The sequence below is a fragment of the Rhodophyticola sp. genome (assembly GCF_965284195.1).
Taxonomy (GTDB): Bacteria; Pseudomonadota; Alphaproteobacteria; order Rhodobacterales; family Rhodobacteraceae; genus Rhodophyticola.
The window spans coordinates 751,154-769,831 of the sequence record NZ_CBDIRM010000001.1; the positions used below are offsets into that span (position 1 = coordinate 751,154).

Consider the following 18,678-nt stretch of genomic DNA (forward strand, 5'->3'; position numbering starts at 1 on the left):
TGAGTGAGATCAGATACCCTGTTCGCCCGATGAAAGGCCCTTGGAATGACTGTTCAGGTCGATGAGATGGACCGGAAAATCCTACGCGCGCTGCAGGAGGATGCGAGCCGGTCTCTGGACGAGATCGCGCGGGAGGTCGGCTCCTCCAAGACCCCGGTCTGGACCCGGATTCGCAAATTGCGGGAGGCCGGCATCATCGGCCGGCAGACGGTGATCCTAGATGCCGAGGCGCTTGGGCTGGAGGCCTGCTTCTTCGTGCTGATCCGCACGTCGGAGCATGAGGCCGAGTGGCAGCAGACATTCCTTGCCGCGCTTCGCGCCCGGCCCGAGGTGATGGAGGCGCACCGCCTCGCCGGTGAAATCGACTATATCCTGAAGGTGCGCGTCCCCAACGCCCGGGCCTATGACGCGTTCTATCAGGCGCTGATTTCCGAGGTGCGGATCTACAATGTGACCGCGCTTCTGAGCATGGAAGAGATCAAGTCAACGCCGCTTCTTCCACTTGGACAAGCTCCGTCGAAATCTTAGCACTTTGCTCCAGGCTCTTGTGAACAGGGCATTTATCCGCGATCTCCAGAAGGCGCAGGCGCTGGTCGGTATCCAGATCGCCGCTGAGCGTGATGGCCCGTGTGAAATGATCCAGCGGCATCGCGGGGCCCGCGGCGTCCTGCCCGTGCATCCGGTTGTGGGTCACGTCCACGGCCACATGGTCCAGCGGCCATTTCTTGCGCCGCGCATACATCCGAATGGTCATCGACGTGCAGGCGCCCAGACCCGCGGCAAGGAACTGATAGGGCGTCATGCCCCGGTTGGTCCCGCCATAGCTGAGCGGCTCGTCGGCATAGGCGTGGTGGAACGGGCCGGCCTGAACGTCCTGCAGGAAACCGTCCGGGCCCGCCTCGCTCACGCGGGTGATGCCCTCCGGCGCGCCGGGCGGTGGGGCGGGCGGGCGCAGGTCGACATAGCGGCCGACCCATGCGGCGATCACATCGGCGGCGTATTCCGCGTCCTCGGCCCGGCTGACCAGATGATCGGCGCCGTCCAGCGTGACGAAGCTTTTGGGGTGTTTTGCGGCAACGAAAATCTGCGTGGCGTTTTCGATCCCCACGATCTCGTCACGGGGTGCGTGAAGGATCAACAACGCCTTGTTGAGCCTTGAAATTGCGGGCGCAATATTCTCCGCCTTCACATCCTCGACAAAGCCCTGACCGATCCTCACCGGTCGCCCGCCAAGGTTCACCTCGCCCACGCCCTCGGCCGCGATCCTGTCCAGCGCGTCGCCGAAATTATGGGTCACATGGCCCGGATCGAACGGCGCGCCGATGGTGGCCACGGCCTTCACGCTGTCGATCCGGCCTGCCGCGCGCAGCACCGCAGCACCTCCAAGCGAATGGCCGATCAGAAGCGCGGGCGCCATGCCGCGCGCTTGCAGCGCGTCGGCGGCGGCCAGCAGATCGCCCACATTCGAGGTGAAGGAGGTGTTTTCGAACTCGCCGCCGGAATGGCCCAGCCCGGTGAAATCGAAGCGCAGCACCGCAAAACCCATCGCCGCCAGCCGGGCGGAGATGCGCCGCGCGGCCGGAATGTCCTTCCCGCAGGTGAAGCAATGCGCCATCAGCGCCGTCGCCAGATGCGGCCCGTCCGGCAGGTCGAGCCGCGCAGACAGGTCATGACCCCCGTGACCGGGGAAGGTGAAGCGCTCTGTTGGCATGGGGACACGGGCTCCTTTGTGCACCATTCAGCATGTGGTCCACAGGCGGTCTGCCGCAAGCTTGGTGTCGGTGATCTCACGGCCTTGTGCATGGAACACAGGCGATGCGTGACAATTCCGTGGCGTTTCGAACGCCCGCGCCGCGCGGCTTCGGGCAATGCGCCCCGGTTTGCCGCATGCGGGCGCCGGTCCCGGTCTCCGGGGCGGGTCCGCAGCCCGCGGGCGATGCCCGCGGCGCTATCGCACGCCTCAGCCTGCAATCGGCTATGCCGAATCGCCGCTCAGCCCCATCAGGCGCTCGTCAAACGGATACCGGGTCAAATCCTCGTACCCGTCTTCCGTCACCAGCACCTGATCTTCCAGCTTGATGCAGAAATCTCCGCCCTCTTCGCCCACCAGCGCCTCGACGCAGAGCGTCATCCCGGCCTCCAGATGATACTCGAAGGCCCCTTCGACCAGGGTTTCCGGATACGCGATGAGCGGCCATTCATCGCACAGCCCCACCCCGTGGAACCGGCACGAGTACTGCCGCGCCACATACTCCCGGTCCAGCTGATGGCCGCCGAAGGTCAGCTCCCGGAACGACACGCCGGGTTTCAGCATCTCCTTGTTGGTCATGATATGCTCATGGGCATGCTGCATCGCCGCGATCATGTCGGGGCGCGGGGTGCCATCGCCCACCCACCATGTGCGGCTGATATCGACGCAGATGCCATAGCTGCCGATCAGGTCGGTGTCGAAGGCCACGATCTCGTTGTTCTGCACCACCCGCGGCCCGCATTCCTGGAACCACGGGTTGGTGCGCGGGCCCGAGGCCAGCAGCCGCGTTTCGATCCATTCGCCGCCGCGCCTGATATTCTCGGCATGCAGCACCGCCCAGATCTCATCCTCGCTCAGCCCCGGCGCGCAGGCGGCCTCCATCTCGGCCACCGCAACCTCGCAGGCATGGGCGGCGCAGCGCATGGCGAGGATCTCGTCGGGGCCCTTGAGCACGCGGGCCTTCTCGGTCACCTCCTCGCCTTCGAAAATCTCGAACCCGGCCCGCTCCAGCGCCCGGGCGCCTTTCAGCATGATCTTGTCCACCGCCAGCCGCCTGTTGCGCCCGGCATGGGCCGCCATCACCTCCGCCACCTGGGCCGCGAACCCCTCGGCGGCCTCGCTTGTCCGGTCCCCGGCCGAGAAATAGAACATCGACGCGCCGGAGCGGGTTTCGCGCACCAGCGGGTTGTGATCGGCCAGAAAGGGCGAGTTCTTGTAGTCCCACAGCACCATGTACCCATCCGCCGTGACGAGGCAGGCGCGAAACGGGTTATGGGTGTTCCAAAGCTGCATCGAGGTCGAATCGGTCGCGTAGCGGATGTTCAGCGGGTCGAACATCAGCAGCCCGCCATAGTCCCGCTCCGCCAGCTTCTCCACCAGCCGTTGCAGCCTGTAGGCCCGCATCGCGGCCAGATCCGGCAGCGTCAGCCCCGCCGCCTCCCATTCGCGATAGGCCAGCATCGTCGGCCCGATCTCCACCCGGTCATTGTCGTTTGGCGTACCGTCGGGCAGGGCGGTGCCCCTGCCGGGGTCGATCTTGCGCTTGGGCGGGCGATAGGCTTCATTCATCTCGGGCGTCCTCACCACCATGGGGCCAGCCTGCGGGTCCGCGACGGGCCCATCGCGCCGGAATGCGGCACCGGAAAGGTCGGATTTGGAACACATCTTTCAGAAGACCCTGCCTTTTGCGCCCTGGACGACCGAAGCAAGCCGGCGCCTTCCGGGGGTGCAGCCGCTGCGGATGACCGACTGGCTGGTGGTGGATGACGCCTTCGCCGGGCAGATGGCCGCGCGGGACCGGTTGCTGAGCGAACGCCGGGCGGAGGTGCTGGCGCCGGGCCCGTCAGACGCACCCGCGGCGGAGCTTCTGGCGCTGATCCTCGCCCATCTGGGCCCCGGCTACCGGCGCGCGGCAGGGCAGGTGACCCGCCCCGACGGGGTGACCGTGCCGCTTGACGGGCCGCCGCTTCTGACCGCCGCCCGGCTGGTGCAGGAGGATCTGTGCATTCTGGAAAAACCGGACGGCGCGCCCGAGCATGTGCTGACCGCCGCGGCGCTCTGCTTTCCAGCAAGCTGGACACTGGCCGAGAAGATCGGCCACCCGCTCAGCCGCATCCACGCCCCGGTTTCCGTCTATGACGCCGATATGGCCCCTAGGGTGCAGCGCCTGTTCGATAGGGTCCACCCCGATCGCCCGCTCTGGCGGCAGAACGCGCTGCTCTACGCGGACCCGGCGCTCTATCACCCCAGAACCGAGATGCAGCCGCGCGTCGCCCCGGCGGAGCGTCCGGACTACCTGCGCTCGGAACGGCAATGCATATTGCGTTTGCCGGACACCGGGGCGGTGGTGTTTTCCATCCACACATGGGTGTTGCCCTTCGCGTCCCTGACCGCGTCCCAACTGGCCACGCTCAAGACCCATCCGATCGAATATGAAGGGCGAACCTGATGGATGATATCGCCGCCCAATACGACGCCTATCCCTATCCCCATCGCGACCCGGAGGATGAGAAGAAGCGGCTGGTCACCGGCTCGCCCAGCCATCCGCTGGAGATCGACCATTTCCTGTTCGCAGGGCAGCGCGACTGGTCGCGCCGCTTTCGCGTTCTGGTGGCCGGCGGGGGTACGGGCGACGCGCTGATCCAGCTTGCACAAACGCTCACAAGTGCCGGAAAGCCTTACGAGATTACCTATCTCGACCTGTCCGCCGCCGCGCGCCGCGTGGCCGAGGCGCGGGCCAGGGCGCGGGGTCTGCGCGGCATCGCCTTCCACACCGCATCGCTTCTCGATGCGGCGCAATACGGGCCGTTCGACTATATCGATTGCTGCGGCGTGCTGCATCATTTACCCGAGCCGCAGCTTGGCTTCGATGCGCTTGGCGCGGCGCTGGCCGATGGCGGCGGGATCGGGCTGATGGTCTATGCGCCCTACGGCCGTGCCGGGGTCTATCCCCTGCAAGAGGCGTTCGGTGCGCTGTTGCAGGGCAGCCCGCGCGACAGGCTGCGTCAGGCCCGGGCGATCTTCGCCCGCCTGCCCGAGGGCCATCCGTTCAAGCGCAACCCGCATCTGGGCGACCATCTGGAGGGGGATGCGGGCTTTTACGACCTGCTCCTGCATGGGCAGGACAGGCCCTACACGATCCGCCAGCTTGTCGAAACGCTCGGCGCGGCGGGGCTGGACCTGGTCGGCAGCCCGCAGGCCCATCTCTACGATCCGGCGCCCATCGTGGGCGATCCGCGTCTCATGGTGGGGATGGACGATCTGGCGCGGATGGAGCTTGCCGAAAAGCTGCGCGGCACGATCAAGACCCATGTGATCTATGCCGCCCATAACGCGGCCGGGCGGGTGGCGCGGCCGGGGCCCGGGGCGGTGCCCCATCTCAAGGGCGTGTCCGGGCCCAAACTGGCCGAGGTGGTCACCCGCAAAGGCGTGGTGCCGGTGACATTGGCGGGCGAAAAGATGGAACTGCCGGTGTCCGGCATGGCCGCCCGGTGCCTGCGCCATGTCACGGGCCGGGCCAACCTGAGCCAGATCGGGGCGGCGGCGGGGCTCGATCCCATCGCCTTCAACGCCGTCTGGGCCCCGGTCTCCGATGAGCTGACTCGGCATGGGCTGATGTATTATTCCACACTTCTGACCGGCTGAACGGCCGCGCAGGGCCCGCTACATCCTGAAATGCTTGGAGAGTTTCAGCCCCTGACCTTGATAGTTGGAGGCCAGATCGGCGCCGTAGAGCCGCTCCGGCAGGGCCGCCATCTTCTCATAGACCAGACGCCCGACGACCTGCCCGTGTTCCAGCACGAAGGGCGCCTCGTGGCACCGCACCTCAAGCACGCCGCGCGCGCCCGTGCCGCCCGCCTCCGCATGGCCGAAACCGGGATCGAAGAACCCCGCGTAATGCACGCGGAACTCGCCCACCATCGCCAGATAGGGGGACATCTCGGCGGCGCAATCGGGCGGGATCGTCACCGCCTCCCGGCTCACCAGAATGTAGAACGCGCCGGGGTCCAGAATGATGCGGGCTTCGTCCGTGCGCACTTCTTCCCAGAAATCGGCCGGGTCATAGCCTGCGATGTTGTCCAGATCGATCACGCCGGTATGCGGTTTGGCCCGGTAGCCCACCAGATCGCCGGTATCCGGCTTCAGATCGACGGAAAAGCCAAGCCCCTCGTCGATCACCGCCGTGCCCGAGACCAGCGGGCTTTCCGCGTGGCGCGCGCGCAGGTCGTCATCGCTCATCACGGCCTGTCCCTGCCGGAACCGGATCTGGTTGAGCCGCATCCCGGGGCGGACCAGCACGCTGAAGGAGCGCGGACAGATCTCCGCATAGAGCGGGCCGCGATAGCCCGGGCCGATCCGGTCGAACTCCACGCCGCCATCGGTGATCGTGCGGGTCAGAAGGTCTAGCCGACCGGTGGAGCTTTTGGCATTGGCCACCGCGCTCACATCTTCGGGCAGCGACAGCTCCTCCATCAGGGGCACCACATAGACGCAGCCCTTTTCCAGAACCGCGCCCTGGGTCAGATCGACCCGGTGCATCTCGAACTCGTTCAGCCGCGCCGCCACCGTCGTCCCGTCGCCGGCCAGAAAGGAGGCGCGCACGCGATATGCGGTGGTGCCAAGGCGCAGGTCGAGACTGGCCGGCTGGATCTGATCCGCGGTCGGGGGAATGACGGCGGCAATCTCCCGCCGGTCGATCATCGCCCGGATTGCGTGGTCGGGCAGAACGCCTTGCATCATCACGGCCCCCTTTTCAGCCATCAAAAAACCGCCCCGCCCAAACGGGCCCGGGCGGTTCTTGAAATGGTCGGGCTAGCAGGACTCGAACCTGCGACCTTCCGTCCCCCAGACGGACGCGCTACCAGGCTGCGCCATAGCCCGACGTCCCGCCCTTCTAGCGATTTTGCGAGAACGTGCAAGCTGGAAACAGGGGGGGTCATCGGTGGGCGCGCGGGGGCCGGTCTCAACCCGGCGGGCTGCCGGCCAGCCTGTCGCGCAGGGCCTGCAACCGGGCCAGCGCCGGGGCCAGCGCCTGACGGCGATCCGCCGGCAGATCGGCGCCGCGGGCCACGAGATCGCGCAGATGGGCGACATGATCGACCTGCCCGGCGGGGGCGGCGCGGGGCGAATCGGCCCCGGCGGCCGTCTCCGGGCTTTGCGCTGCCACGGGTTCCGGCTCGGGGTACGGTTCAGCCTCAGCCTCAGATTGAGTCGTCTCCTCAAGCGGCAGTTCCGCAGGGGCAGGGGGGGTGTCCGGCACCTGCTCCGCCTCGGGCGCAGCCCCGTCCGCCTCCGTATTGCCAGCGGGGTCCGCCGCATTCTCCTGCAGATCCTCCTCGGTCACCAGCGTTCCGCTCAGCGTTTCGACGCCCGCGGCCTCGAACGGCGGCGACAGGCTCGCGATATGGGCCACGCCTTCCTCGCGGATCATCTTCTTGACCCCGCGGATGGTCAGGCCCTGCTCATGCAGCAGAACCTTGATCCCGCCGACCAGAGCCATGTCCGCGGGCCGGTAATATCGCCGTCCGCCGGCCCGTTTGACCGGTTTTATCTGTGGAAACTTGCTTTCCCAGAAGCGCAGCACATGGGCGGCCACGTCAAGCCATTCGGCCACCTCGCGGATGGTGCGAAAAGCTTGCGGAGATTTGGACATCTGCGCGGCCTTACCTGCGGTTGCCCGCGGCCACCCGGTCTTTCATGAGATGGCTGGGGCGAAAGGTCAGCACCCGGCGGGGCAGAATGGGCACCTCTTCGCCGGTCTTCGGGTTCCGGCCGACACGCGCGGTCTTGTTGCGGACCGAAAATGTGCCGAAGGACGAGATTTTCACCTGACCGCCCTCCACCAGATTGTCCGACATCAACTCCAGCACGCGCTCCACCAGTTGGGCGCTTTCGTTGCGCGACAGACCCACCTCGCGAAACACCGCTTCGCTGAGATCCATCCGTGTGAGAGTTTTGCCAGCCATGCCATCATTCCCCATGTATTTCGCAACAGCATGAGCGATGGTATTTCTCAAGTCAATATCAAGGGCTTGTGGATAGGCGCTGATTTGCCGCCCGCTTCGGGCCTACCAGCGCAGGATAACCGCGCCCCATGCCAGCCCGCCGCCGATCGCCTCGGTGACCAGCAGATCGCCCCGCTTGATCTGCCCGCGCGCCACGCCGACGGACAGCGCAAGCGGGATCGACGCGGCCGAGGTATTGCCATGATCCTGCACGGTCACCACGACCCGATCCATGCCCACGCCCATCTTCTGCGCGGTGCGGGTGATGATCCGCAGATTGGCCTGATGAGGCACGATCCAGTCGACGTCTTCGGCCCCCAACCCGGCCTTGCCGAGCGCGGTATGGGCTGTTTCGGCAAGCTTTTCAACGGCATGGCGGAACACTTCGCGCCCCTGCATCCGCAAGACACCGGTGGATTGCGTGGACGAGACGCCTCCGTCCACATAGAGCAGATCGCGGAAATCCCCGTCCGAATGCAGATCGGTCGCCAGAATGCCCCGATCCTGCGGGGTGCCCTTGCCCTCCTGCGCCTCAAGGATCAGCGCACCGGCCCCGTCGCCGAACAGCACGCAGGTGCCGCGATCCTGCCAGTCCATGATCCGGCTGAAGGTCTCCGCACCGATCACCATGACCCGCTTGACCTGCCCCGAGGTGATGAACGCATTCGCCGTGGAGAGCCCATAGACAAATCCCGCGCAGACCGCCTGCACGTCGAAGGCAAAACCGCTCTTCAGGCCAAGGCCCGCCTGCACCATCGTCGCCGCCGACGGGAATGTCAGATCCGGGGTCGATGTGGCGACGATCAGCGCGTCGATATCGCCGGGGTCAAGCCCCGCATCCGCCAGCGCGGCCCTGGCCGCGGCAATCGCCATGTCGGACGTGGTTTCGCCCTCCGCCGCGAAATGGCGCCGCTCGATGCCCGAGCGGGACCTGATCCACTCGTCGGTGGTGTCGATCGTCTTCTCGAACTCGGAATTCGGCACGATCCGCGCGGGCAGATAATGGCCGATACCGACGGGAACGGCGCGCAGGGTCATGACTTGCTCTCTTGTTGTTCTTCTTGTTCTTGTTTTTCTTCCGCCTCGTGGATGGCGGCCGCCGCGGCCTCTTCGGCATCGCCGATCCGGGCGGCCAGACGCTCGGTGAAATCGGAGGCCGCAAGCCGCGCCGCAAGCTTGATCGCGGCCGCCATTCCCGTCGGGTCGGAGGAGCCGTGGGATTTCACGATCGTTCCGTTCAGGCCCAGAAACACGCCGCCATTCACCCGGCGCGGGTCGATCCGTTTCGACAGGCGGCGCATCGAGGTCAGCGCCAGAAGCGCGGCGATCCGCGACAGGGGCGAATAGCGAAACGCCTCACCCAGCAATTCGCGGATCATCCGCGCCGTGCCTTCGCCGGTTTTCAGCGCCACGTTGCCGGTGAACCCGTCGGTCACCACCACATCCACCCGGTCCGAAGGCAGGTCGCCGCCCTCCACATTGCCGATGAACTCGAAATTCGCCGCAGGCGCCACCCGTTCGATCAGGTCATGGGCCATCTTCAGCTCGGCCCGGCCCTTGTGCTCTTCGGTGCCCACATTCAGCAGGCCCACCCGCGGGCGCTTCAGGTCCAGCCCGTTGCGGGCATAGCTGGCGCCCATCAGCGCGTATTGCAGCAGGTCTTCGGCATCGGCGCGGATATCGGCGCCCGCATCCAGCATCACGTTGAAGCCCTGCGGATTGCGCGACGGCCAGAGACAGGCGATGGCGGGCCGGTTCACACCCTCGATCTTGCGAAGGCGTAGCATCGACATCAGCATCAGCGCGCCGGTATTCCCGCAGCTCACCGCGACCTTGGCCTCGCCCGCCCGCACCGATTCCACCGCCGACCACATGGAGGTGTTCTTGCCGTGGCGCATCACCAGGCTGGGCTTTTCGTCCATCGTCACGACCGCTTCCGCATGGCGGATGTCGCAGCGACCCGCCAACACTTTCTTGCGCTCGATCAGGCGGGTCAGTTCCGTCTCGTCGCCATGGACGATGAACCGGATATTGGGATTCTTGCTGGCCGATTTGGCCATGCCGGAGACAACCGCGGAGGGGCCCAGATCGCCCCCCATGGCATCAATAGACAGAACTGTGCCGGGAATCTGCGCCCCGGTCAGTGCTGCCTTATCGGTCATGCCGCCCCCGGGCCGCGCTTAGGCCGCGTCGTCGTCGAGGTCGATCTCATCGGCCTGGGCGATCACTTCGCGGTCGGCATAATGCCCGCAGGACGGGCAGATGTGATGCGGGCGTTTCAACTCGCCGCAATTGGGGCATTCATTGGGATTGTCTGCAACCAATGCGTCATGCGCCCGGCGCATGTTGCGGCGCGATTTGGTGATCTTGTTCTGGGGGACAGCCATGTCTCAACCTCAAATTTAGGGCGGGGTCGGCCTGGCCGGTTTTACCCCTGGGTTCCGTCTAACTCTATTCCTGTCATCGCGCCTTAGCCAAGCGGCTACCGGCACACCCCGTCCGGCCGGGCGCAACCTTGTGGTAAGGCGCGTCTTTTCTTGGCGGCGAATGAGGCCGGGAACATACTCGGATTCCCCCGCCATGCAAGCCCTAATCCCGGCCCCGCGCCAAACCCGCCGCAAAGGGCTCAGCCCTGTCCGCCGCCATCCTCTCCCCCATCGTCCGGATCGGCGTCCTTCAGCGCCGCGCGCAGCCCCGACAGGCCCGCAAACGGGCGCGTATCCTCGTCGCGCAGGGGCGCGACACCCGGTTCGGTGAACACCGCCTCGCCCAGATCGGCCCCTTCGGCGCGCGGATAAAGCGGCAGGTTCAGCGCCAGCGCCTCGATCATCACCTCCGCCAGGTCCAGACGCGGGCGCAGAGGTTCCATCGTCTCGTCCTCGGGCATCTCCACCTCCTCCTGCTCCGGATCCGGCTCGGGCATCTCGGCCAGATAGCGGCGGGTCACCTCCGCCTCGATCCGGGTCGTCACCGGAGCCAGTGTGATGATGCAGGGTTGCACGACCGTTGCGCCCAGATGGCCGTTCAGCCGCAATTCGCCATCCGAAACGCGGTCCAGCGCGCCGGTGAAGCGCAGTTTGCGCAGCCCGTCGATCTGCAGCGACCGGGCGATCGCGCGCATCTCCCCGGCAGTCGGGATCAACTCGAACGCCTGCGCCTTGTCGCGGCGGATGTCGCCAAGGCGGGTGACGGCGCGGGGCAGGTCGCTGGCGGGCTCTGTCATTGCGAAAGGCTCCTGATGTCAACGGATACGCGCGTGCAGCTTGCCCTGTGCGCGCGGGTCGGGTAAGCCGATAGAAAGGATTGGCGGGCCTTGCAAGAGCCTGCGGCAGAAGGGTTGGGCAATGGCGATCGGGCGAACTTTCCCCATCAGGCAGCGGGTGCGGCTTGGTTTGGCACTGCTGGTGATATCGGTGGCGGCGGCCTGTTCGGCCACGTTCAACAATCACGGATATGTCCCGCCCGAAGAGGAACTGGCCGCGATTCTGCCCGGCGTGGACACCCGCGAAAGCGTGGAATCCAGCGTCGGACGGCCCGCCGCCTCGGGCGTGATCCGCGACGAGGCGTGGTTCTACGCCGATTACCGTGTCCGCAATTTCGCCTACCGCGCGCCCGAGATCATCGAACGCAACATCGTGGCGATTTCCTTCGACGATGCCGGCGTGGTGCAGAATATCGAACGCTTCGGTCTGGAAGACGGGCAGGTCGTGCCGCTGTCGCGCCGGGTCACCGAAACCAGCGTTCAGGAAATCACCCTGCTGCGGCAGATCTTGCAGAACTTCGGGCGGATCAACGTGGCCGATGCGCTTGGCGGCGACAACTAGGGCCCGGCATCGGCCCCGGTTGGCCGGAACCGGATTGATATACCATTGATACAGTAGCGCAGGCCCGTCGGGGCCGGCCCGTCGCCGAAGACATGGCCCAGATGGGCGTCGCAACGGGCGCAATGCACCTCCGTGCGGCGCAGGAACCAGCCGCGATCGACGCTTTCCCCAACGGCAGCCGGATCGACCGGCTGTGTGAAGCTGGGCCAGCCTGTTCCACTGTCGAATTTGGCGGTCTGCCCGAACAGGGGCAGATCGCAGCAGACACAGTGGAACTGCCCGGGATCCTTGGGAAAATCATCGTTGCTGAACGGGCGCTCTGTCGCGTGTTTGCGGGTCACGCGATAGGCCAGATCGCTCAGCTCGGCGCGCCACTCCGCATCCGGTTTCATCAGTTTTTCCACGCGCGCCCTCTTGTCGTTTCGCTGTCATAGTCCCAAGCTATTGGGGGTGCACAAGATGTAGGCCACGTCTGCATCCTGACAAATTGCCCGGCAAAGGCAGGAGCTTGGGCCGATGTTGAATCTTCTGAAAGGGCGATATCGCGCCCGGTTTGCCGAGAACGACGCCGATATCGACGCGGCACAGCGGCTGCGGTGCCTTGCGTTTCGCGCCGATGGAGCGGGGCGCGATGCGGATGCCTACGATGCGGCCTGCGCCCATGTGCTGGTGGAAGAGGTCAGGACCGGGCGGCTCGTCTGCTGCTTCAGGCTGCTGCATCTGGCCGGCGGCGCAGAGATCTCGCGGTCCTATTCCGCGCAGTATTATGAGCTTTCCGCGCTGAAGGATTTCGCGGGCCCGATGGTGGAGATGGGGCGGTTCTGCCTTCACCCCGAGTGCCACGACCCCGATATCCTGCGCGTGGCCTGGGGCGCGATGACGGCCTATGTCGACCGTGAGGGGGTGGAGATGCTGTTCGGCTGCTCCTCCTTCCACGGAACCGAAGCGCGGGAGTATTACGACGCCTTTGCCCTGCTTCGGGACCGCCACATCGCTCCGAAACGCTGGCTGCCGCGGGTCAAGGCGCCCTCGGTCTTCCGATTCGCCAGCCGGCTTCGCCGGAAACCCGATCTGAAACTGGCCCAGGCCAAGATGCCGCCGCTTCTACGGACCTATCTGCTCATGGGCGGATGGGTCAGCGACCACGCGGTGGTGGACCGGGACCTGAACACGCTGCATGTGTTCACCGGGCTGGAGATCAAGGCGATCCCGCCGGCCCGCGCCCGTCTTCTGCGGGGCGTCGCCGGTTAGCGAGACGCAAGGGCGCAACGGCCCGCGGCGGAATGCCAGGGCGAGAGGCGGGTTCCACCCTGCGCGGCAAGGCCCTTTCACGCTAGCGGGGCCGGGTGCGCCACCAGCGCGCCTGCGCTCTGCCGTCAGACCCGCGGGCCAGCGGTGCGAGCGCGGTAGACCCTCTGTCCGAGGCAAAAAGCAGGACGCCGGCCGCATCGGTCCGCGGCCCCTATGTCCTGTGCCACCATTCGGCGATGGATTGCACCGGGCCAAGCGTGGCCGAGCATGCCCAGGTGCCGCCAAGCGGTCTTGTCCGTGCCCCGCTGCCGCGCTTGAACCGGGCAAGCCCGGGCGCGTCATCCGGGTTGTGTGCACCAAGATCTATCCGCTGATGCCCTGCGGCGGAGAGGGACTGCATCGTCTGCCAAAGCAAGAGGTTATGGGCGGAGTTCGCGCGGCCCTTCTCACTGCTCCAGCCGATGTGATAGCTCGCCACGGGCCCGTGGCAGAGAAACAGCATCGCCGCAACCGGCCGCCCCGCGGCGCGCGCGGTGAAGAGCTGGGCAGCCCCCGGCAAGGCGCTGGCCATGGCCAGCGTGACCGCATGGGGCAGGGCGCGGAAATTCAGGCGTTTTTGCTGCGCGATGTCTTCGCTCAGCAGCCAATGGGCCGGGTCGGGGCGGAAAGCGTTCTGGGTCACCACCAGCCCGGATTTCTGCCCGTGCCGCAGCCGGTTGCGCCATTTGACGGACATTGCCGCCCACCACGCCTCTCGCGGGCCCTGCAACGACAGCTCCGCCACCTCGCGCGGCGCGGCGATCCGCAGGAAACCGGCCTGTCTCAGCGCCGCGGCGTCCGCCGCATCCTCTGCATTCACGATCAGATGGCGGATGCCAAGCGCGCGTCTCAGCCCGGCCAGCGCCTGCGGATTGCGCCGCCCCGTCCAGACCGGCCCGCGGGAGATCAGCCCCACCGTGCCGATCCCGGGCCAGCGCCGCCGGATCACCAGCGCGCGCCCGCCGGGCAGAACGTGGGAGATCGCATCGACCCCGGCCGCTGTCAGCGCATCGGCGAACAGCGGGGATTGCTGGAGCGGCAGGGCGGTGGCGGGCGGGCTTGGGGCGAAATCGAACATGCGGGCAGGGTAGAGCCAACTCTCTAATGGCTGGTTAACCCTGCGCCGGGATCGGCGGTGCCGGTCCGCAGTGCGCCGGGGATGGTCCTCTCCCGATGGCCGCCTTCGCCACACGCCCGGCGCTGACCGCCGATGACGGCGGGAGAGGTTACTCCATCACCACCAGAGCGTGGCGTTTCCGGCCCGCGCTCAGCTTGATGGGTTCCGCCAGATCGGCCGCGGAAATCATCAACCCGGCATCGCTGAGCAGCTCGTCATTGATCCGGGCACCCTTCTCGGCGATCAGGCGCTTGGCCTCCTTGCCCGATTTGGCCAGCCCCGCGCGGGTGATCAACTGCACGACGGAAATCCCGTCGCCCACCTCATCTGCGCCAAGGCTCAGCTTCGGCAGATCCTCGCCCGCGCCGCCATGCTCGAAGACCTCCCGCGCGGTCGCCTCAGCCGTTCCGGCGGCATCAACGCCGTGCAGCAGGCCCGTGACTTCATTGGCCAAAATGATCTTGGCATCATTGATCTCGGAGCCTTCCAGAGCGCCAAGACGGTCACATTCCTCCACCGGCAGTTCGGTGAACATCTTCAGGAATTTTCCCACATCCGCATCGGGCACGTTCCGCCACCATTGCCAGAACTCATAGGACGACATCATGTCTTCATTCAGCCAGACGGCACCATCGGCGGATTTGCCCATTTTCTTGCCGTCCGCGCGGGTCACCAGCGGCGTGGTCAGCCCGAAGGCATCCGCGGCCTCGACCCGGCGGATCAGATCGGCGCCCGAGACGATATTGCCCCACTGGTCCGACCCGCCCATCTGCAGGATGCAGCCATATCGCCGGTAGAGTTCCAGATAATCGTAGGATTGCAGCAACATGTAGTTGAATTCGATGAAGCTGAGCGCCTGTTCCCGGTCCAGCCTCGATTTCACGCTCTCGAAGGCCAGAAGCCGGTTGATCGTGAAATGCTTGCCGATATCACGCAGGAAATCGATGTATTTCAGCTTGTCGAGCCATTCGGCATTGTTCACCAGCGGGGAATCCGTGGGCCCGTCGCCATAGGAAATATAGCGCGAAAAAACCTTGCGGATCCCCTTCGCATTCGCCTCGATCTGCTCCACCGACAGGATCTTGCGCATCTCGTCCTTGCCCGAGGGGTCGCCGACCTTGGTGGTGCCGCCGCCCATCAGCGTGATCGGGCGATGTCCGGTCTTCTGCAGCCAGCGCAGCAGCATGATCTGGACCAGATTGCCGATATGCAGGCTGGTCGCGGTCAGATCGAAGCCGATATACCCCGTCACCACGCCCTTGGTCAGACGCTCGTCGAGCTCTTGCAGATCGGTGCAATCGGCGATGAATCCGCGTGTGCTCAGTTCCCGCAGGAAATCGGATTTGGGGTGGTAGGTCATGGGTGATGCGTCCATTCTTTCGGCAACGGGTCTATAGCGGGGCAGGTTGTGAAGGGAAAGAGCGAAGCGCGGCCTTTGCGGGTGGCAGGCGCGATGTCGGGCACCTCGCTGGACGGGGTCGATCTGGCGGTGATCGAAACCGATGGCGTCTCGATCCTGGGGTTCGGCGAAACCGCCTACCGGCCCTATGACAAGACCGAGCGGGCCGCGTTGCGCGCGGCGCTTGGCCGCTGGCCGGGCGAGGCGGGGGTGGCCAATGCCGCCGCCATCGTGGAGGCAGCGCATCTGGCGCTGGCCCGGGATCTCGCGCCGGTATCGGCGCTCGGCTTTCACGGGCAGACCCTTGCCCATGAGCCGGACGGGTGCGGGACGCATCAGGCGGGCGATGGCGCACGGCTGGCGCGCGATCTGGGTTGCCCCGTGATCTGGGATTTCCGCAGTTCCGATATCCAGCTTGGTGGGCAGGGCGCGCCGCTTGCGCCCTTCTTCCACTGGGCCTGCGCCCGCTGGATCGGGGCCGAAAGGCCGGTTGCATTCCTCAATCTCGGCGGTGTCGGCAACCTGACTTGGGTCGATCCGCTGGCCGATGCCCCCGATGCGCCGGCGGCGCTTCTGGCCTTCGATACCGGGCCCGCCAATGCCCCGCTCGATGATCTGATGCGGGCGCGGGGGCTGGGCGAGGTCGATCTGGATGGCGCGCTGGCGCTGTCGGGCCGGCCCGATGAGGAGGCCGTAGCGGCGTGTCTGGGCGACGGGTATCTCCTGAAAATCCCGCCGAAGTCGCTGGACCGCGGCGATTTCGGCCATCTGGCCCAAAGGGTTGCGCGCTTGCGGGACGCCGATGCGATGGCGACGTTGGCGGCCTGTGTCACGAGGTCGGTCGCGCGCGGAATGGTGCACCTGCCCACGCTCCCGGCACAGGTTCTCGTCACCGGTGGCGGGCGTCACAACCCGGCGCTGATGGCGGGGCTGCAACAAAACCTCGACATGCCGGTCCTGCCGGTGGACGCGGTCGGGCTCGACGGCGATTTTCTGGAGGCTCAGGCCTTTGGCTATCTGGCCGTCCGGGTGATGCGCGGCATGACCACGAGCGCGCCGGGAACGACCGGCGTGGCGGCAGCGGTGGGTGGCGGGCGGATCAGCCGGCCCGACACCGCGACCTGAGCGGCGGCGGTGCCGCCTGCGGGCGTTACCGGCGCGGGATATCGAAGCCGGGCGGCGCGAGGGTGAAGCCGCTGAACCGGAAACCGGGCGAAACCGTGCAGGAGACGAGCGTGTAGGCCCCGGTGGTGCGGGCGGCCTGCCAGTGGTTTTCGGGCACGATGCATTGCGGCCTGCCCTGGGCGAGATCCGGCGTCAGCAGGTGATCGGTGGCGGGGCCTGCCTCCGTCTCGCTGAGCGACAGGATCAGCGGCGCGCCCGCATGGAACAGCCAGATCTCGGTCGCATCGACCTTGTGCCAATGGCTGGCTTCCCCGTCGCGCAGCAGGAAATAGATGCAAGTGCCCGACGGCCGGCCCGGAATGTCGGCAACCCATGTCTGACGGTAATGGCCCCCCTCGGGATGGGGGGCCAGATCGAGCGTTGCGATGACCTCATCGGCCGTCATGTCGCGGGGGCTCATCCTGGTGTTCCAACTCGGTGCCGGACACGGGCGGCGGTGCCTCGGACGGCACCTGCCGTGTCTTTTTCGCGCTGTCTGACGTCAGGCCTTCGGCCACACCGGCCAGACCATTGTCGAGGCTCATGCCCAGCTCTTCGCCCAGGCGTTTCAAGGCGGGCATTTGCACCGCCATGCCCATGATCGAATCCAGCGCCTGATTGACGACCGGCTTGTCGCCGCCGGGCGCATCGGCGCCGCCGCCGGGCCCGCCCGTGCCAAGCCCGCCGACCTGATGGATCTTGATCGAGTCGATCTTTTCGACCGGTTTGACCATCTGCTCCATGATCCCGGGGATGGCCTCGATGCGGGCCATGTCGACCTTCATCGCGACGATCTCGGGGCTGAGCGCGTTGTCGGCCTCCACGATGGCGCGTTTGCCTTCGGCCTCGGCCAGCATGTCCTTCTTCTTGGCCTCCGCCCGGATCGAAATTGCATCCGCCTCGGCCTGCGCCTCTTCGCGGCGGGCATCGGCGCGGTCCTGTGCCGCGTCCTTTTCGGCCGTGGCGGCAAGGCGGATCTTCGTCGCTTCCCGCTCGGCCTCGCGGGTGGCTTCGATCAGGGCGATCTGCTTGGCGCGCTCGGCCTCCGCTACCGCGCGCGCGGTGGTCACGGCTTCCAGCGCCTTGGTGGCCTCGGCGCGGGCCAGATCGGCGGAGCCACGGGCGCGGCTTTCTTCCTCGGATTTCTGGTTGATGATGATCTGGCGTTCCTGCTCGGCCACCTCAAGTTCGCGCTCCTTGGTGATCTCGGCCTCGCGGATCTTGCGTTCTCGGGCGATCTCGGCGGAGCGAATGGCCTCTTCGCGCGCAATGCGGGAACGTTCGGTTTCGCGCATGGAATCCTCTCGCCGGGCGGCGATTTCGGCTTCCTGCGCGGCCTTCATGGTTTCGATCTGCTGCACCTGCGCAATCGCGGCCTGTTCCTCGTCCTGCTGGATCGCCAGTTTCTGACGTTCGGCCTCCATCGCGGCGCGGCGCACGGCGACCTCGGCCTCGGCGTCGATCTCGGCGCGCTCTTTCTTCGACTTCGCGATGACTTCGGCCAGTTTGCGCATACCCACCGCGTTGAACGCGTTGTTTTCGTCGAGCGCCTCAAACGGTGTCTGGTCCAGCGCGGTCAGCGACACCGATTCCAGCGACAGACCGTTTTTCAGCAGGTCCTCGGACACGGCGTTCTGCACCTGCTGGACAAAATCCGACCGGTTTTCATGCAGCCCATCCATCGTCATCTTGGCGGCCACGGCGCGCAGGCCGTCGATCAGCTTGCCTTCGATCATCTCGCGGAGCTGGTCGACATAGAAGGTCCGGTCGCCAAGGGTCTGGGCGGCGCGGGCGATGCCGTCATCGGTGGGGTTGACGGAGACGTAGAACTCCACGCCGACATCGACGCGCATCCGGTCCTGGGTGATCAGCGCGCCTTCGGCGGTTCGGCGCACTTCAAGGCGCAGGGTCTTCATGTTGACCGGGCTGACCTCATGCAGAAGCGGCACGACGATAGTCCCGCCATCCATGATGACCTTCTTGCCGCCGGCGCCGGTTTTCACAAGGCTCACCTCGCGCGTGGCCCGGCGGTAAAGGCGGCCCAGAACAAGGCCGATGAAGAGAATGAAGGCCAGGATGGCCCCGACGATGATACCAAGGGTGGCGAGATCCATGGGGTCTCCTTTCAG

At 66.3% G+C, this 18,678-nt stretch carries 20 protein-coding genes and 1 tRNA gene; 6 read left to right on the top strand and 15 right to left on the bottom strand.

Going from position 1 to position 18,678, the window contains the following annotated elements:
* The first annotated feature begins 45 nt into the window (after nt 1–45).
* Nucleotides 46–528, top strand: coding sequence for an Lrp/AsnC family transcriptional regulator (locus ACQ651_RS03815; RefSeq protein ID WP_121898159.1), 483 nt, complete (start codon nt 46–48; stop codon nt 526–528).
* Here the strand turns inward: ACQ651_RS03815 and ACQ651_RS03820 are convergent.
* The gene (locus ACQ651_RS03820) at nt 479–1,711 is read right to left on the bottom strand and encodes a bifunctional alpha/beta hydrolase/OsmC family protein (protein WP_227285402.1); all 1,233 of its coding nucleotides are present in this window, start codon (nt 1,709–1,711) and stop codon (nt 479–481) included. The two genes, ACQ651_RS03815 and ACQ651_RS03820, sit on opposite strands and share 50 nt — an antisense overlap.
* Nucleotides 1,712–1,975: 264 nt before the next feature.
* Nucleotides 1,976–3,319, bottom strand: a complete 1,344-nt coding sequence (gene dddP / locus ACQ651_RS03825) for a dimethylsulfonioproprionate lyase DddP (protein ID WP_430448388.1) — start codon at nt 3,317–3,319, stop codon at nt 1,976–1,978.
* Between the two features lie 19 nt (nt 3,320–3,338).
* Here dddP and ACQ651_RS03830 point away from each other — a divergent pair, with 19 nt between their 5' ends.
* Both ACQ651_RS03830 and ACQ651_RS03835 read left to right on the top strand, forming a co-directional pair.
* Nucleotides 3,339–4,199, top strand: coding sequence for a heme-dependent oxidative N-demethylase family protein (locus ACQ651_RS03830; protein WP_430448390.1), 861 nt, complete (start codon nt 3,339–3,341; stop codon nt 4,197–4,199).
* Entirely contained in the window at nt 4,199–5,395 is a 1,197-nt protein-coding gene (locus tag ACQ651_RS03835) for a class I SAM-dependent methyltransferase (RefSeq protein WP_430448391.1), read from the top strand. The genes ACQ651_RS03830 and ACQ651_RS03835 overlap by 1 nt, the downstream gene beginning before the upstream one ends.
* 18 nt (nt 5,396–5,413) lie before the next feature.
* Here ACQ651_RS03835 and ACQ651_RS03840 read toward each other — a convergent pair whose 3' ends face one another.
* From ACQ651_RS03840 to ACQ651_RS03875, 8 genes are all read right to left on the bottom strand, one after another.
* A complete protein-coding gene (locus ACQ651_RS03840; RefSeq protein WP_430450302.1) occupies nt 5,414–6,487 on the bottom strand; it encodes a 2'-deoxycytidine 5'-triphosphate deaminase in 1,074 nt (357 codons plus the stop codon).
* Between the two features lie 67 nt (nt 6,488–6,554).
* Nucleotides 6,555–6,631: transfer RNA gene (locus ACQ651_RS03845), tRNA-Pro, on the bottom strand.
* Between the two features lie 82 nt (nt 6,632–6,713).
* On the bottom strand, nt 6,714–7,403 hold the full coding sequence (locus tag ACQ651_RS03850; RefSeq protein WP_430448393.1) for a MerR family transcriptional regulator: 690 nt from the start codon (nt 7,401–7,403) through the stop codon (nt 6,714–6,716).
* A 10-nt stretch (nt 7,404–7,413) separates the two neighbouring features.
* Nucleotides 7,414–7,716: an integration host factor subunit alpha gene (ihfA, locus tag ACQ651_RS03855; protein ID WP_121898310.1), complete on the bottom strand. Its 303-nt coding sequence runs from the start codon at nt 7,714–7,716 to the stop codon at nt 7,414–7,416.
* Nucleotides 7,717–7,818: 102 nt separating this feature from the next.
* Nucleotides 7,819–8,793, bottom strand: coding sequence for a beta-ketoacyl-ACP synthase III (locus ACQ651_RS03860; RefSeq protein WP_430448395.1), 975 nt, complete (start codon nt 8,791–8,793; stop codon nt 7,819–7,821).
* Nucleotides 8,790–9,917, bottom strand: a complete 1,128-nt coding sequence (plsX, locus tag ACQ651_RS03865) for a phosphate acyltransferase PlsX (RefSeq protein ID WP_430448397.1) — start codon at nt 9,915–9,917, stop codon at nt 8,790–8,792. Before plsX ends, ACQ651_RS03860 begins: the two co-directional genes overlap by 4 nt.
* Nucleotides 9,918–9,935: 18 nt before the next feature.
* Nucleotides 9,936–10,142: a 50S ribosomal protein L32 gene (gene rpmF / locus ACQ651_RS03870; protein ID WP_121898152.1), complete on the bottom strand. Its 207-nt coding sequence runs from the start codon at nt 10,140–10,142 to the stop codon at nt 9,936–9,938.
* A gap of 239 nt (nt 10,143–10,381) precedes the next feature.
* Nucleotides 10,382–10,978 (bottom strand): YceD family protein, encoded by a 597-nt coding sequence (locus ACQ651_RS03875; RefSeq protein WP_430448398.1) that lies wholly within the window; start codon nt 10,976–10,978, stop codon nt 10,382–10,384.
* A gap of 121 nt (nt 10,979–11,099) precedes the next feature.
* Between ACQ651_RS03875 and ACQ651_RS03880 the strand changes: the two genes are divergently transcribed.
* Nucleotides 11,100–11,579, top strand: coding sequence for an outer membrane protein assembly factor BamE (locus ACQ651_RS03880; RefSeq protein WP_227285410.1), 480 nt, complete (start codon nt 11,100–11,102; stop codon nt 11,577–11,579).
* Here ACQ651_RS03880 and msrB read toward each other — a convergent pair.
* A complete protein-coding gene (msrB, locus tag ACQ651_RS03885) occupies nt 11,576–11,971 on the bottom strand; it encodes a peptide-methionine (R)-S-oxide reductase MsrB (RefSeq protein WP_430450303.1) in 396 nt (131 codons plus the stop codon). The two genes, ACQ651_RS03880 and msrB, sit on opposite strands and share 4 nt — an antisense overlap.
* Nucleotides 11,972–12,095: 124 nt before the next feature.
* Between msrB and ACQ651_RS03890 the strand changes: the two genes are divergently transcribed.
* The gene (locus ACQ651_RS03890) at nt 12,096–12,830 is read left to right on the top strand and encodes a GNAT family N-acetyltransferase (RefSeq protein ID WP_430448399.1); all 735 of its coding nucleotides are present in this window, start codon (nt 12,096–12,098) and stop codon (nt 12,828–12,830) included.
* Between the two features lie 211 nt (nt 12,831–13,041).
* Here the strand turns inward: ACQ651_RS03890 and ACQ651_RS03895 are convergent, their stop codons facing one another.
* Nucleotides 13,042–13,947, bottom strand: coding sequence for a GNAT family N-acetyltransferase (locus ACQ651_RS03895; protein WP_430448401.1), 906 nt, complete (start codon nt 13,945–13,947; stop codon nt 13,042–13,044).
* A 148-nt stretch (nt 13,948–14,095) separates the two neighbouring features.
* On the bottom strand, nt 14,096–15,346 hold the full coding sequence (tyrS, locus tag ACQ651_RS03900; RefSeq protein ID WP_227285413.1) for a tyrosine--tRNA ligase: 1,251 nt from the start codon (nt 15,344–15,346) through the stop codon (nt 14,096–14,098).
* A gap of 93 nt (nt 15,347–15,439) precedes the next feature.
* On the opposite strand from tyrS, the gene ACQ651_RS03905 reads away from it, so the two are divergent.
* Nucleotides 15,440–16,510 (top strand): anhydro-N-acetylmuramic acid kinase, encoded by a 1,071-nt coding sequence (locus tag ACQ651_RS03905; protein ID WP_430450304.1) that lies wholly within the window; start codon nt 15,440–15,442, stop codon nt 16,508–16,510.
* A gap of 25 nt (nt 16,511–16,535) precedes the next feature.
* Here the strand turns inward: ACQ651_RS03905 and ACQ651_RS03910 are convergent, their stop codons facing one another.
* Both ACQ651_RS03910 and ACQ651_RS03915 read right to left on the bottom strand, forming a co-directional pair.
* Nucleotides 16,536–16,955, bottom strand: coding sequence for a cupin domain-containing protein (locus tag ACQ651_RS03910; RefSeq protein WP_430450305.1), 420 nt, complete (start codon nt 16,953–16,955; stop codon nt 16,536–16,538).
* A complete protein-coding gene (locus tag ACQ651_RS03915; protein WP_227285415.1) occupies nt 16,942–18,663 on the bottom strand; it encodes a flotillin family protein in 1,722 nt (573 codons plus the stop codon). Before ACQ651_RS03915 ends, ACQ651_RS03910 begins: the two co-directional genes overlap by 14 nt.
* Between the last annotated feature and the right edge of the window lie 15 nt (nt 18,664–18,678).